At 68.3% G+C, this 13377-nt stretch carries 13 protein-coding genes and 1 riboswitch; of the genes, 4 read left to right on the plus strand and 9 right to left on the minus strand.

What is annotated here, in order from left to right; all coding sequences use genetic code 11:
• Positions 1-46: 46 nt before the first annotated feature.
• The 5 genes from Q0L89_RS00830 to Q0L89_RS00850 form a co-directional block, all read right to left on the minus strand.
• Positions 47-1432 carry an aminotransferase class III-fold pyridoxal phosphate-dependent enzyme gene (locus Q0L89_RS00830; protein WP_296761764.1) on the minus strand — a complete coding sequence of 462 codons (1386 nt, stop codon included), beginning with the start codon at positions 1430-1432 and terminating at the stop codon, positions 47-49.
• 122 nt (positions 1433-1554) lie between these two features.
• Positions 1555-2502 carry an OmpA family protein gene (locus Q0L89_RS00835; RefSeq protein WP_296761749.1) on the minus strand — a complete coding sequence of 316 codons (948 nt, stop codon included), beginning with the start codon at positions 2500-2502 and terminating at the stop codon, positions 1555-1557.
• Positions 2499-3071 carry a peroxidase-related enzyme gene (locus Q0L89_RS00840; protein ID WP_296761750.1) on the minus strand — a complete coding sequence of 191 codons (573 nt, stop codon included), beginning with the start codon at positions 3069-3071 and terminating at the stop codon, positions 2499-2501. Before Q0L89_RS00840 ends, Q0L89_RS00835 begins: the two co-directional genes overlap by 4 nt.
• Positions 3068-3799 carry a GNAT family N-acetyltransferase gene (locus tag Q0L89_RS00845; RefSeq protein WP_296761751.1) on the minus strand — a complete coding sequence of 244 codons (732 nt, stop codon included), beginning with the start codon at positions 3797-3799 and terminating at the stop codon, positions 3068-3070. Before Q0L89_RS00845 ends, Q0L89_RS00840 begins: the two co-directional genes overlap by 4 nt.
• A complete protein-coding gene (locus Q0L89_RS00850; RefSeq protein WP_296761753.1) occupies positions 3796-4518 on the minus strand; it encodes a molybdopterin-binding protein in 723 nt (240 codons plus the stop codon). Before Q0L89_RS00850 ends, Q0L89_RS00845 begins: the two co-directional genes overlap by 4 nt.
• A 46-nt stretch (positions 4519-4564) precedes the next feature.
• Here Q0L89_RS00850 and sfsA point away from each other — a divergent pair, with 46 nt between their 5' ends.
• Positions 4565-5272: a DNA/RNA nuclease SfsA gene (gene sfsA, locus Q0L89_RS00855; protein WP_296761754.1), complete on the plus strand. Its 708-nt coding sequence runs from the start codon at positions 4565-4567 to the stop codon at positions 5270-5272.
• Positions 5273-5305: 33 nt separating this feature from the next.
• Positions 5306-6211, plus strand: coding sequence for a type I methionyl aminopeptidase (map, locus tag Q0L89_RS00860; RefSeq protein ID WP_296761755.1), 906 nt, complete (start codon positions 5306-5308; stop codon positions 6209-6211).
• On the opposite strand, the gene rsmD is transcribed toward map, so the two are convergent.
• A complete protein-coding gene (gene rsmD / locus Q0L89_RS00865) occupies positions 6176-6799 on the minus strand; it encodes a 16S rRNA (guanine(966)-N(2))-methyltransferase RsmD (protein WP_296761756.1) in 624 nt (207 codons plus the stop codon). The two genes, map and rsmD, sit on opposite strands and share 36 nt — an antisense overlap.
• Positions 6796-8016 (minus strand): FAD-dependent oxidoreductase, encoded by a 1221-nt coding sequence (locus Q0L89_RS00870; protein WP_296761757.1) that lies wholly within the window; start codon positions 8014-8016, stop codon positions 6796-6798. Before Q0L89_RS00870 ends, rsmD begins: the two co-directional genes overlap by 4 nt.
• 95 nt (positions 8017-8111) lie before the next feature.
• Between Q0L89_RS00870 and Q0L89_RS00875 the strand changes: the two genes are divergently transcribed.
• Positions 8112-8600, plus strand: a complete 489-nt coding sequence (locus Q0L89_RS00875) for a peroxiredoxin (RefSeq protein WP_296761758.1) — start codon at positions 8112-8114, stop codon at positions 8598-8600.
• 125 nt (positions 8601-8725) lie between these two features.
• On the plus strand, positions 8726-10687 hold the full coding sequence (locus tag Q0L89_RS00880) for an acetoacetate--CoA ligase (RefSeq protein WP_296761760.1): 1962 nt from the start codon (positions 8726-8728) through the stop codon (positions 10685-10687).
• Positions 10688-10772: 85 nt separating this feature from the next.
• Here Q0L89_RS00880 and metK read toward each other — a convergent pair whose 3' ends face one another.
• Together metK and lnt are read right to left on the minus strand one after the other, a co-directional pair.
• Positions 10773-11939, minus strand: a complete 1167-nt coding sequence (metK, locus tag Q0L89_RS00885) for a methionine adenosyltransferase (protein ID WP_296761761.1) — start codon at positions 11937-11939, stop codon at positions 10773-10775.
• Positions 11940-11944: 5 nt separating this feature from the next.
• Positions 11945-11993: riboswitch (SAM-SAH riboswitch) on the minus strand.
• A 33-nt stretch (positions 11994-12026) separates the two neighbouring features.
• On the minus strand, positions 12027-13377 hold a 1351-nt coding region (gene lnt / locus Q0L89_RS00890), incomplete at its 5' end, for an apolipoprotein N-acyltransferase (RefSeq protein ID WP_296761763.1).

Genomic DNA, 13377 nt, shown 5'->3' on the forward strand with positions numbered 1-13377 from the left:
CCCGTGCCCCTAGCACAGCTTCCGGGCAAGCGGGAGGGGCCGCGCGTCAGTCGAACACCCGGCCCAGGGCGCCATCCACCGCGTCGACGATCCGGTCGATATCGTGGCGCGTCGCGATCAGTGCCGGCGAGAATGTCAGCGTGTTGTTGAACCCCGGCAACGAGCGGTTCGTGGCCCCGATGATAACGCCTTGAGCCATGCAATCGGCCACCACCGCCTTGACTTGTGCCTCGGGCACGGGATCCTTGCTGCCCCGGTCGGTCACCAGCTCGGCGCCCAGGAACAGCCCCTTGCCGCGCACGTCGCCGACGACCTTGTGCCGGTCCATCAGGCCGCCCAGCCGATCGAGCATGTAGTCCCCCATGGCGGTGCAGTTCTCCAGCAACGATTCGCGCTCGATGATGGCCATGTTCTCCAGCGCCGCGGCCGGCCCTGCGGTGCAGCCCCCGAAGGTCGAGATATCGCGGAAGTAATCCAGCGGGTCGTCGGCATCCTCCTTGAACATGTCGAATACCGCTTCGGTCGTCACGCAGCAGGCGATGGCGGCATAGCCGCTGGCCACACCCTTGGCCATGGTGACGAAATCGGGCTCGACCCCGTATTGCTGATAGCCGAACCAGGTGCCGGTGCGCCCGACACCGCACACGACCTCGTCGATATGCAGCAGGATGTCGTACTTGCGGCAGATCTCCTGCACGCGCGGCCAGTATCCCGGCGGCGGCGGGATGACACCGCCGCCCGCGGTGACCGGCTCCAGGCACAGCGCGCCGACGGTGTCGGGGCCCTCTGCCAGGATCACCTCTTCGATGGCGTCGGCGGCGGCGCGGCCGTAGTCCTCACCCGCCAGATCCCACTGTGCGCGGTATTCAAGGCAGTGCGGAACCGAGACGAAGCCCGGTGCGAATGGGCCATATTGCGCGTTGCGCTCGTCCTGGCCACCGGCCGACAGGCAGCCGATGGTGGTGCCGTGGTAGTCACGCTCGCGATACAGAATCTTGTGCTTGCGCCCGCCGTGACGCTTGTGCGCGATCTGGCGCACCATCTTGAACGCCTTCTCGTTCGCCTCGGACCCGGAGTTGCAGTAATAAACGCGGGAAAGCCCCGGCATCTTCGATAACAGCTTTTCCGAGAACATCGCACCGGGGATCGACCCGGCCGAGCCCGCAAAATAGTTTAGCTTGATCAGCTGGTCGCGCACCGCGTTGGCGATTTCCTCGCGCCCGTAGCCCACGTTGACCGTCCAGACGCCACCCGAGACGGCATCGAGGTGTTCCTTGCCGTGCTGGTCCCACACGCGCATGCCCTTGCCTTCGACGATGACGCGCGGGTCGGTCGATTCGTAGGGTTTGTGCTGGCTCAGGTGGTGCCAGACATGGGCGCGGTCCGCCGCCACGACCTTGTCGATGTCATTGTCCTGAAACGTCCCGTCCATCATTGCGTCGCTCCGTGGTTGAGGTGTCGCTCTCTGGTCAGCATATCACACCCGCAACCCGCAGGTTCGATAGTACCAGAGCGGGCAAACCGGTGATGCCAGATAGTCGTGCGCGCCGCGAATCAGGGGGCGGGAAGAAGCACCGCCTCGACGCGGCGGTTGGCCTCGCGCCCGGCCTCGGTGTCGTTGCTGGCTCGCGGCGCCAGGTAACCCGCGCCCTCGGCGCCCAGTTTTGCCCGGTCGATGCCGTGGAGCGTGACCATCCGCTCAAGGACCGATGCCGCGCGGGCGCGCGACAACGCGATGTTGCGCTCCAGCGCCCCCACCGTGTCGGTGTGCCCCACCAGCACCACGCGGCGGGTGGGGTTGGCGTTCAGAAACCCGGCCAGTGCCGCCAGCGAGGCGAAATCGCCCTCGCCCAGGGCCGACGAACCGGTATTGAAAACCAGGTCCGACAAAACCGCGTGACCGTTTCCCAGCAACCTGCGGACCAGTGGCGGCGCATCGTCCGGCGCGGTCGCCGACGCGGTGTCGGGGGGCGCCGCGGCAACGGCAGCGGGCGGCGCCGCGCCCGCCGGGGCAACATGGATCAGTTGCACGAACCCTGCCGCCTCGGTGCGGCTGACCAGCAGGCCGACATGGCTGCGATTGTCCTTCTGTGCACTGAGAAAACGGAAATCGACGAGGTTCACGTACATGTCGGGCGCCGGGAGAACCTCGGTCCCGAAGCGGAAGTCGAACCCGCCGCAGGCGCGCGCGGCGCATTCGAACAGCACCTCGTAGCCCGCCGCGACAAGCTGCGCGCGCAGCGGCGCCAGCACCTGCAACGTGGTGATGCCTTGCGCGGGGATGCGCCACGACTTGCGCGTCACGCGCCCCTCGACCACGCGCACGGGGATTTCCCCATCGGCATAGGGGCCGAGCGGCAGCGCGTAGCTGTCCAGCGCGGTCGATGTGCTGGCGATCTCCTGCGCGTGGTCGGGCAGCCGCAAGACCTGCGCCGGCGCGGACTGCGCGACACAGATCGTCAGCAGAACGGCGCCGGCGCATATGGCGGCAAGGCGGGTCATCTGTTTTGGGCGTGATACTCGTCGTTGGGGCGCATGTCGGTGGCCGAGGCGACCCGGTTGGTCATGTTGTAGAACCCGGCCACGTTGGCGATATCCCAGATGTCGCGGTCGCTGAAGCCCACCTCGCGCAGGGCCTGGCGGTGATGTTCCTCGATGGTCTGGCTATCGGTCGTCATGAGCGCCGCGAAATCCAGCATCGCGCGCTGCCGCGCATCCAGGTCGGCGACGCGGTAATTCATCACCAGCATCTCGCCCAGAATGGGGTCGCCTGACAGCGCGCGCACCGCCTGTCCGTGCGCTGTCATGCAGTAAAAGCACCGGTTGATCGACGAGACCACCACCGCGATCATCTCGCGTTCCAGCTTGCTCAGCCCGCTGTCGGCCAGCATGAGGTCGTTGTAGAAGGCCGAAAAGGCGTTCAGCTTGTCGACGTCGAAGGCATAGGCGCGCAGCACGTTGGGCACCAGGCCCAGCTTTTGCTCGCAGACGTCGAAATACTTTTGCGTCGCCTCGGGCAGCGGGTCGACCGGCGGCAGGTTGAGGGCGGTGGGCAGGTCTTGGTCGCTCATGTCATATCCTCGCGGTGTTTGCGGTAGTGGTACTGTCCCACAGGCTCCATGCTGAGGGAAGCGTAGAGCGCGTTGGCGCCGGCGTTGGCCCGGGTGCATATCGCCGCGACATGCGTCGCCGCGTTGTCGCGGGCCCAGAACGCCGCCTCGCGCAGGAACCAGCGCGCCATGCCGTGCCGGCGCTGGTGCGCCAGCACCTCCAGCGCGTGGATCATCGCCACCCCGTCATGCGCGGCAACGAAGGCGGTGCCGCCGGGATGGTCGTTGATGCGCCCCATCAGCGTGGTCTTGGGCTGCGGCGCGCGGTGCATCACCGCGATGCGCCCGGGGCCGATTCCGGCCGCGGCCCAGATATCGATCTGGATCGCAAGCGGCTCCCACACGGTAAAGACTGTGACGCGCGGCGCGCGTTCGGTCGCCAGCCGGCTGGCCGGCGCAACCCACAGCGTGACCGGATCGACCACCGCGTAGCCGCGCGCGGCCAACGCCGCGTCGAGCGCGTCGTCGCCCGCATGGATGCGGAACAGGCGCGGCTGGCCAAGGGCCTGCATCGCGTCCTCGGCCGACGCGATATCGCGTTCGGCGGGCGCCGCAAGGGCGGTCGTGGCCGACACGCGCTGCCCGCCGCCCTGACCCTCGCGGATCAGCCACGGCCCCAGCCGGCGCGTGGACGCGGCCGGCCAGGTGGCGTCGCAGGTCTTCAGCAGGTGGGCGATATCGGGCATCATTGGTCGAACGTCTCGCACAGGCGTTTCATCGCCGCCTCGACGCGCACGCCATCAGACCCGCGAACAACGATCTGGGCACCGAAAACGCCGTCCGACTGGAACGGGTAGGAGCCGATCGAGAGGTCGGGGAAATCTTCGGCCAGGGCGCGCAACGGGCCGGCGATCTCGCCCTCGCCGCGCATGACCCGCAGGCTTTGCGACATCAGCGGCGCGCCGCCGGTCAGCGTTGGCAGGACGCTGGCCACCATGGCCTGGAACACCATTGGCACCCCGGCCATGACGTGCACGTTTTCCAGCGTGAAACCCGGCGCGGCGCTGACCGGGTTGTCGATCAGTGTGGCGCCCTCGGGGATGCGGGCCATGCGAAGGCGCGCCTCGTTCAGCTCCTGCCCGCTGCGCTGGTAATGGGCGGCGAGGATGGCGCGCGCATCCTCGCGCACGCCGATATCGCGGCCAAAGGCGCGGGCAATGCAATCGGCGGTGATGTCGTCGTGGGTCGGGCCGATGCCACCGCTGGTAAACAGCGTGTCATGGTCGCGCGACAGGGCGATGACCGCGGCCTCGATCGCCGCTGCGTCGTCGCTGACGACACGCACCTCGCGCAGGTCGATGCCGGCCTTGGTCAGCTCGCCGGCGAGGTGGTGCATATTGGAATCGCGCGTGCGCCCGGACAGGATCTCGTCGCCGATCACGAGCATCGCGGCGGTGGGGTTGGTCATGGCGCTCTCCTTGATCCCGGTGTTGACCGGGTATAGGCCGCGCGTCATGCGCTTTCAAACCCCTCTTGTGCCGGCCGTGCTGATCCGCCGCTACAAACGGTTTCTGGCCGATTGCCGGCTTGAGGACGGGCGCGAGGTGACGGCGCATTGCGCCAATCCGGGCTCGATGCTGGGGCTGGCAGCCCCCGGTACGCGCATGTGGCTGGAACCCAACGACGATGCCCGCCGCAAGCTGCGCTTCGGCTGGCGGCTGGTCGATCACGGCAACGGCCATTTCACCGGGGTGGATACCGGCCTGCCCAACCGGGTGTTGCGCGCCGCGCTGGAGGCTGGCGCGGTACCGGGGCTGGATGGCTACGACAGCGTGCGTGCGGAGGTGAAATATGGCACCCGGGGCAGCCGCGTGGATTTCTTTCTGACGGGGGCGAACCGGCGCGATGCATATGTCGAGGTCAAGAGCGTGACGCTGTCGCGCACGCCCGGCCTGGCCGAGTTTCCCGACAGTGTCACAAGGCGCGGCGCCAAACACCTGGCCGAGCTGTCCGCCATGGCGCGGGCCGGACATCGGGCGGTACTGCTTTACCTCGTTCAGCGCACCGATTGCGACCGCGTCGCGGTGGCGGCCGATATCGACCCGGCCTATGCCGAGGCGCACGCGCGGGCCACCGCTGCCGGCGTCGAGACGCTTTGTTTCGGCACGCATATCTCGGCCGAGGGGGTCGCCCTGGGCCCGGCCCTGCCGCACGCGGGCTGAGCCGCGGTTGTGCGCCGGCGGATTTGGGCTTAGATGGCCGTGACGGTTTTCGCACGGAGGCGGCAAGTGAACGAGCAGCACAAGGGGCGCATGACCCGCGACGGTATTCGCATCCACGACCCGGCCGATTTTGCCGGCATGCATCGCGCCGGTCACCTCGCCGCGACGATTCTCGACAGGATCGCCGAGCATATTTATCCCGGCCAATCCACCGGCGAGATCGACCGTCTGATCGGGGAAATGATCGACGAGGCGGGCGCGAAGTCCGCCACCATCGGCTATCGCGGTTACCAGCACGCCAGTTGCATCAGCGTCAACCATGTCGTCTGCCACGGCATTCCCGGCGCCGCGATCCCCAAGAGCGGCGGCGAGACGATCTCGAAAGACCCCGAGAAACGGCGCAAGGACGCGCTGCTTGTCGAGGGTGACATCCTCAACATCGACGTCACCGTGATCGTCGATGGCTGGTTCGGCGATACCAGCCGGATGTACGTGGCCGGCACGCCCAGCCGCAAGGCCGAACGCCTGATCCAGGTCACCCACGACGCCCTGTTCAAGGGCATCGAGGCGGTCAAGCCCGGCAACACCTTCGGCGATATCGGCCACGCCATCCAGGCCTATGTCGAGGCGCACAGGATGTCGGTGGTGCGCGATTTCTGCGGCCACGGCCTGGGCCGCGTGTTCCATGCACCGCCCAACGTGCTGCACTACGGTCGCGCCGGCACCGGCCCGATGCTTGAGGAGGGCATGTTCTTTACCATCGAGCCGATGGTGAACCTTGGCCGCCCCGACACCGTGGTGCTGGCCGATGAATGGACGGCCGTGACGCGCGACAAGTTGCTCTCGGCGCAGTTCGAACACTCTATCGGCGTTACCGCCGACGGGTTCGAGATATTCACCCTGTCACCGGCCGGGAAGTTCCACCCGACCCGGGGCTGAGCGCGCGCCATCTCCCCCGGCGCGCAACAGCGTGATCATCGTATCGCCATAGCGGCGCGCCTCCAGAACCTCAATGTCGGCGGGGGGTGTGACGGCGGCGCCTTCCTCCCACACGATCAGCGCACCCGGCGCCACCCAGCCACCCGCCAGCGCGGCGGCGAGGGCCCTTTCCCCCAGCCCCTTTCCATAGGGCGGGTCGAGGAACACCAGGTTGCAGGGCGCGAAACCCGGCGCCGCATCGGCCGCCGCGGGCAAGCGCCGCGCGTCGCGCCGGATCACCCGACAGTCATCTTGCGCCTCGCACAGCGCGATGTTGTCGCGCAGGAGCCGCGTCGCCGCGCGCCCGTCATCCACGAACACCGCACTCGCAGCACCGCGCGATAGCGCCTCAAGCCCCAGCGCGCCTGTGCCCGCGAACAGGTCCAGCACCCGCGCGCCGCTCAGCGGGTCGCCGAACCGCCCGCCCGCCAGCATGCTGAACAGGCTTTCGCGGGTGCGGTCGGTGGTCGGGCGCAGGTGGGCGCCCTTGTCGCCCTTGCCCAACCCGGCCAGCGCCCGGCCCCGCCACTGGCCGGCAATGATCCTCATGGCGCCGACAGCGCCTTGAGGTCGGTGCCGGGGTCGGCCACCTGCTGCGGCGTGGGCGAGCGGCCTGCCTCGATCAGGCGCTTGCCGATCATGTAGGCGCGCGGCTCGTTCGCGGCGTCCACCGCCAACAGGCGGTCATTGCCGTCGAAATACCAGAACGACACGCTGCCCGGCCGCGTGCCGGGGCGGGTGACGACGTGCGCGTAGCCGGTATTCAGCCCCGCGATCTGCAGCTTGACGTCGTACTGGTCCGACCAGAACCACGGTTTGGGCACGTAAGGCGCATCGGCGCCCATGATATTGTCGGCCACGCATTCGGCCATGTCGATGGCATTGGGCACCGATTCAAGCCGCAGCCGCCCGCCTTGGTGCGGGAACGACGCGCAATCGCCCACGGCCCAGATGCCGGGTGTGCTGGTGCGGCCCTGGGCATCAACCGCGATGCCGTTGTCGGTGGCCAGACCCGCCGCTTCGGCCAGCGCGGTATCCGGGGCGATGCCGATGCCGACGATGACAAGGTCGGCCGCCAGGTCGCTGCCATCGGCCAGCCGCGCGCCGGTGACGCGCCCGGCGTCGCCGGTCAGCCGCTCAAGCGCCACGCCCTCACGGATGTCCACGCCGTGCGCGCGGTGCAGATCGCGGAAGAAATTTGCCGTTTCGGGCGACGCGACGCGACCGAGGATACGCTCGGCCGCCTCGATCAGTGTTACTTTCAGGCCCAGCTTGGCGGCCACTGCCGCCGCCTCCAGCCCGATATAACCGCCGCCGACGATCAGCAGTCGCGCGGCCGGCCGGCATTCGGGCGCCAGCGCATCGACATCGGCCAGCGTGCGCACCATGTGCACGCCGGCCATGTCGCCGCCGATGGCCGCCGGCAGGCGTCGCGGCACCGCCCCGGTGGCCAGCACCAGATGACCATAGGGCAGGGCGTCGCCGCGCGTCAGCGTCACGCGCCGCGCATCCGGGTCGATTGCCGTCACGGCGGTATCGGTGCGCAACTCGATCGCGGCAACGGCATAATAGCTTTCGGGCCTGAGTAACAGCCGCTCGACCCCCATCTCGCCCAGCAGGTAGGCCTTTGACAAGGGCGGGCGCTGGTAGGGCGGTAGCGGCTCGGCCCCGATCAGGGTGATACGCCCCTCGAACCCCTTGTCGCGCAGCCGCGCCACCAGTGCCGCACCGGCTTGCCCGGCCCCGACGACGACGACATCATCCATGGGTTCCCCGCTTTTCGCTGTTCCGTTTGCCACCTGCATCCAACAGCCTATATCCCGCTGGTCACGCAACGCAATTCGAGAGGACAAAAAACAACATGACCATTTCCGCAGGCGACAGGCTGCCCGATGCCACACTGGTACGCATGGGCGATGACGGCCCCGAACAGGTGGTGCTGGCCGACCTTCTCAAGGGCCGCAAGGTAGCGATCTTCGCGGTGCCGGGCGCCTTTACACCGACCTGCCATTCGGCGCATGTGCCCAGTTTCATCCGCACCCGCGAGCAGTTTGCCGACAAGGGCGTCGACGAAATTGTCTGCATTTCTGTCAACGACCCCTTCGTGATGCGGGCCTGGGGAGGGGCGACCGGCGCCACCGATGCCGGCATAACCATGCTCAGCGACGCCGGCAGCGATTTCACCCGCGCCATCGGCATGGATTTCGATGCGCCGCCGGCGGGGCTGATGGGCCGCTCGAAGCGCTATGCGATGCTGGCCGAGGACGGCAAGGTTGCCATCCTGCAGGCCGAGGAAAACCCCGGCCAGTGCGAGGTTTCGGGCGGCGAGGCCCTGCTGGCCGCGATGTAACGCCGGCCCCCCCCGCGCGCGAGGCAGTGCAAACGCACAGGGCAGGCCCCCGGAGCCATGCCGGTGCTTGACCTCTGTCTCGCTCTGCCCCCTGATACGCAGAGGAATCACGAGGGGGGAAAGAGATGAGCGCAGACTGGACGCCACCCGCATCGCTGAGCGATAACAGCCGCATGGCCGCCTTCATGGCGTGGCTCGAAAACGAGCGCGACCTGGAATTCGACGACTACGCGCAGATGTGGACGCGGTCGGTGGAAGAGCCCGAGGCATTCTGGCAGGCGCTGTGGGACTGGTTCGACGTGCGCTCGCCCACCCCGCATTCTGCGGTGCTGGTCGAACGCAAGATGCCCGGGGCCGAGTGGTTTCCCGGTGCGCAGGTGAACTACGCCGCGCAGGTCATGCGCCATGTCCGCCCCGACCGCGCCGCGATCGTGCACCAGGCCGAGGACGGGCGCATCGCGACCCTGGAATGGCAGCAGATGCAGGCGCAGGTGGCCGGGCTTGCGGATGCGCTGCGCGAGATGGGCATCCGCCCCGGCGACAGGGTGGTGGGTTACCTGCCCAACAATCCGCAGACGGTGGTGGCCTTTCTGGCCGTGGCCAGCGTCGGGGCGGTGTGGTCGCTGTGTGCCCCCGACATGGGCGCGGCGACGGTGCTCGACCGGTTCCGCCAGATCGACCCCAAGGTGATCTTCACCGCGACGGGCTACCAATTCGGCGGCAACTGGCACGATCGCGGCACCGAGGTACAGGCGTTGCTCGACGGGCTGGACAGCCTTGAGCATTGGGTCAGCCTCGATGACGGCGGACAAATCGTGCCCCCGTCACGGATCACGCGGCACGACTGGGCGGTGCTGGTCGCGCGGCAGGCTGATTTCACGCCCGAGATGGTGGCCTTCGACCACCCGCTGTGGGTGGTCTATTCCTCGGGCACCACCGGCAGCCCCAAGCCCATCGTGCATGGCCATGGCGGCGTGGTGCTGGAGCACCTGAAACTGCTTGGCCTGCATTCCGACCTCGGCCCCGATGATGTGTTCTCGTGGTTCACCTCGACCGGCTGGATCATGTGGAACCTGCAGGTCGGCGGGCTGCTGGTAGGGGCCACAATCGCGCTGGCCGAAGGCAGCCCCAACGCCCCCGACATGGGCCGGCTGTGGCGGTTCATCGACACGGCCGGGCTGACCGCCTTCGGCGCCGGGGCGGCGTGGTTCACCGGCTGCATGAAGGCCGGGATCGTCCCGCGCGAGATCGCCGAGCTGAGCCATCTGCGCATGCTGGGTTCGACCGGCTCGCCGTTGCCGCCCGAAGCATACGAATGGGTCTATGAAACCGTGCGCCCCGACATCTGGTTGGCGTCGATAGCCGGCGGGACGGATTTCGCCGGCGCCTTCCTGGCCGGCAACCCGATGCTGCCGGTTCGGGTGGGCGAGATGCAGTGCCGCGCACTTGGCGCGCGCGTCGAGGCATATGACGAGGCCGGCAACCCGGTAATCGATGACGTGGGCGAGCTGGTCTGCACCATGCCGATGCCGTCGATGCCGCTTTACCTTTGGGGCGACAACGATGGCTCACGCCTGCACGAGAGCTATTTCAGCACCTATCCCGGTGTCTGGCGCCATGGCGACTGGGTAAAAATCACGCCCGAGGGCGGCGCGATCATCTACGGGCGCTCGGATGCCACCATCAACCGGCACGGCATCCGCATGGGCACCGCCGAGATATACCGCGTGGTCGAGGACCAGCCGGAAGTGGCCGACAGCCTGGTGGTGGACCTGGAATACCTTGGCCAGCCGTCGTGCATGATCCTGTTCGTGCGGCTGGCCGAGGGCGGCGAGCTGGACGAGGCGTTGAAGGACCGCGTCATCGCCGGGCTGAAACGCAATGTCTCGCCGCGCCACGTGCCCGACAGGATCGTGGCGGCCCCCGACGTGCCCTACACCCTGACCGGCAAGAAGATGGAAGTGCCGATCAAGAAACGCCTTTTGGGCCAGCCGATGCACAAGGTCGTCACCCCGGACGCCATGGCCAACCCCGCCTGCCTGGACTGGTACGACGCCTTCGCGCGCCGCCACCTGGGCCAGAAGTAGCGCCCGGCCGGGCCGGCGGTGGGGGGCTGTCTGCCCCCCACACCCGAGGACATTGTTCGAGAGAGGAAAAGGCGCGCGGCCGGTCTCAGAGTTCCTTTTGCAGCGCGGCGGCGAGGTCGGTGCGTTCCCAACTGAAGCCGCCATCGGGGTCGGGCGCGCGCCCGAAATGGCCGTAGGCCGCGGTACGCTGATAGATGGGCCGGTTGAGGCCCAGGTGCTCGCGAATGCCGCGCGGGGTCAGGTCCATGACCCTGGGAATCGCTGCTTCGATCTTTTCGGGCGGCAGCGCGCCGGTGCCGTGGGTGTCGGCATAGATCGACAGCGGCTGCGCTACGCCGATGGCATAGCTGAGCTGGATCGTGCAGCGTTCGGCCAGCCCGGCGGCGACCACGTTCTTGGCCAGGTAGCGCGCGGCGTAGGCGGCGGAGCGGTCGACCTTGCTGGGATCCTTGCCCGAAAACGCGCCGCCGCCATGCGGGGCCGCGCCGCCGTAGGTGTCGACGATGATCTTGCGCCCCGTAAGCCCGGCGTCGCCGTCGGGGCCGCCGATGACGAAGGTGCCGGTCGGGTTCACCCACCATTCGGTGTTCGCGCTCAGCCACTCGGCGGGCAGCACCTCGCGGATGTAGGGCTCGACGATGGCGCGGATATCGTCGCTGGTCTGGGATTCGTCGCTGTGCTGCGTCGACAGGACGATCTGTGTCACCTCCACCGGCTTGCCGTTCTCGTAGCGCAGGGTGAGCTGGCTTTTGGCATCCGGGCGCAGGGCGGGCTCGGCACCGGATTTGCGCGCCTCGGCCAGCCGCAGCAGGATAGCGTGCGAAAACTGGACCGGGGCCGGCATCAGGGCGTCTGTCTCGTTCGTTGCATAGCCGAACATGATGCCCTGGTCGCCGGCGCCGTCGCGATCCACCCCTTGGGCGATATGCGCCGATTGTTCGTGCAGGAAGTTGAGAACGTGGCAGGTGTTCCAGTGAAACTTTTCCTGCTCGTAACCGATATCCTTGATGCAATCGCGCGCGATCTGCGGGATCCGGCCCATGTAGTCCTTGAGGCGCTCCTGGTCGGACAACCCGACCTCGCCGCCGATCACCACCATGCCGCTGGTGGCGAAGGTTTCGCAAGCGACGCGGGCATTGGGTTCCTCGGCAAGGAAGGTATCCAGAACCGCGTCCGAGATGCGGTCGCACAGCTTGTCGGGGTGCCCTTCCGAGACGGACTCGGAGGTGAACAGGTATTTCTCGCGTGTCATGAAAGTGCTCCGTTATGATCTGCCTGCCACGCCAGGAAGCCGTTGTGACAGTGTAAGCCGGGTTGCTACGCCCGGCCTTGCGCGGGGTCAACTGTTATTTGCCCGCCCGCGTGCGCCCCATGCCGCCCCGAGGCCAAGCCAGAGCAGCGCCAGCAGTGCCACCGGCACGTCGCCCAGCCGGGCATAGACGGTCGCCGCCCGGGGCGCGGGCAGCGGCGCGTCGTGCCAGCCAGCCTGCCCCAGCGGGATCTGCGCGGTAATCCGGCCGCGCGTGTCAATCATCGCCGAGATGCCGGTATTAGCCACGCGCACCATCGCCAGCCCTTGTTCGATCGCGCGCAGACGCGCTTGCGCCAGGTGCTGCCAGGGACCCGAGAACCGCCCGAACCAGGCATCGTTGGTGATTTGCATAAGGAAATCGGGGCGCGCAGGCGCGGCACGCACATCGCGGGGAAACACCGCCTCGTAGCAGATCAGTGGCAGCGCCCGGCCCAGCCCGGCGCCCAGGTCCATCAGCCGTGCGCCCGGACCGGCGGAAAATCCCTGCCCGGCATTGGCGGCCAGGCCATGGATACCCCACCGTGCCAGCAGATCGCCGAAGGGCACGTATTCGCCGAAGGGCACCAGGTGGTGCTTGTCATAGACATCGGCCACGGTGCCGCCCGGGGCCACCAGCACGGCCGAGTTGTAAACCCGCGGCCCGGCATCGCGCAGCAGGCCCAGCACCACCGGGGCGTCGCCCGCCGCCGCCGCGACGCGCGCCAGTACCTCCTCGGCATCGTTGAGCCGCACCGGCAAGGCTGTTTCGGGCCAGATCACCAGGTCGGGGCGGCGCGCGCCGGGCGCGGGGTCGGCGGCGGTGAAGCGCAGTTGCCGGCGGTAGAAGCCCGCTGCGTAATCCGGCTGCCACTTGAGGTGCTGCGGCGCATTGGGCTGTACCAGCCGCAACACCGGGCGGGCGGGGCCGGGCGGTTGCGGCGATGCCACCGGCACAAGGCAAAGCGCCACGCCTGCCAGCAGCACCGCGCCGCGCAGCGCGCCGGGCAGGCGCACGGGCCAACGCCACGGCAGCGCCGCCAGCGCCGCCAGACCGCCGATGACCAGCATCAGCAGACCGGCACCACCCCACGCCGCCGCCTGGCCGGCCTGGGCGTCCACCAGCATGTGGCCGGGGCTGGCCCAGGGAAACCCGGTGAAGGCCCGCGCGCGCGCCAGTTCGGCGAGCACGAGCGCCGGTGCCAGCAGCGCCGCCTCCGATGCCGGCACGCCGCGCGCAAGCGCATGGGCCAGCCCGAACGCCGCGGCCCAGAACAGTGCCATGCCGGTGGCCATCAGGACCAGGGCGAAGGGCGCCATCCAGCCGTGGCGCGCGGCATCGACGAGGAACGGTTCGACCAGCCAGGTCAACGCAATCAGGAAATACGCGGTGCCGAAGACC

Source organism: Sediminimonas sp. (assembly GCF_024637375.1).
GTDB lineage: Bacteria > Pseudomonadota > Alphaproteobacteria > Rhodobacterales > Rhodobacteraceae > Sediminimonas.

What these genes read in the sequence shown, in the direction of transcription:
- Q0L89_RS00840 (WP_296761750.1), bottom strand. Translation starts at nt 3,071, where the DNA reads ATGAGCGACCAAGACCTGCCCACCGCCCTCAACCTGCCGCCGGTCGAC.
- Q0L89_RS00835 (WP_296761749.1), bottom strand. Translation starts at nt 2,502, where the DNA reads ATGACCCGCCTTGCCGCCATATGCGCCGGCGCCGTTCTGCTGACGATC.
- Q0L89_RS00830 (WP_296761764.1), bottom strand. Translation starts at nt 1,432, where the DNA reads ATGGACGGGACGTTTCAGGACAATGACATCGACAAGGTCGTGGCGGCG.
- map (WP_296761755.1), top strand. Translation starts at nt 5,306, where the DNA reads ATGGCCGTGACGGTTTTCGCACGGAGGCGGCAAGTGAACGAGCAGCAC.
- Q0L89_RS00875 (WP_296761758.1), top strand. Translation starts at nt 8,112, where the DNA reads ATGACCATTTCCGCAGGCGACAGGCTGCCCGATGCCACACTGGTACGC.
- Q0L89_RS00880 (WP_296761760.1), top strand. Translation starts at nt 8,726, where the DNA reads ATGAGCGCAGACTGGACGCCACCCGCATCGCTGAGCGATAACAGCCGC.
- Q0L89_RS00850 (WP_296761753.1), bottom strand. Translation starts at nt 4,518, where the DNA reads ATGACCAACCCCACCGCCGCGATGCTCGTGATCGGCGACGAGATCCTG.
- metK (WP_296761761.1), bottom strand. Translation starts at nt 11,939, where the DNA reads ATGACACGCGAGAAATACCTGTTCACCTCCGAGTCCGTCTCGGAAGGG.
- Q0L89_RS00845 (WP_296761751.1), bottom strand. Translation starts at nt 3,799, where the DNA reads ATGATGCCCGATATCGCCCACCTGCTGAAGACCTGCGACGCCACCTGG.
- sfsA (WP_296761754.1), top strand. Translation starts at nt 4,565, where the DNA reads ATGCGCTTTCAAACCCCTCTTGTGCCGGCCGTGCTGATCCGCCGCTAC.
- rsmD (WP_296761756.1), bottom strand. Translation starts at nt 6,799, where the DNA reads ATGAGGATCATTGCCGGCCAGTGGCGGGGCCGGGCGCTGGCCGGGTTG.
- Q0L89_RS00870 (WP_296761757.1), bottom strand. Translation starts at nt 8,016, where the DNA reads ATGGATGATGTCGTCGTCGTCGGGGCCGGGCAAGCCGGTGCGGCACTG.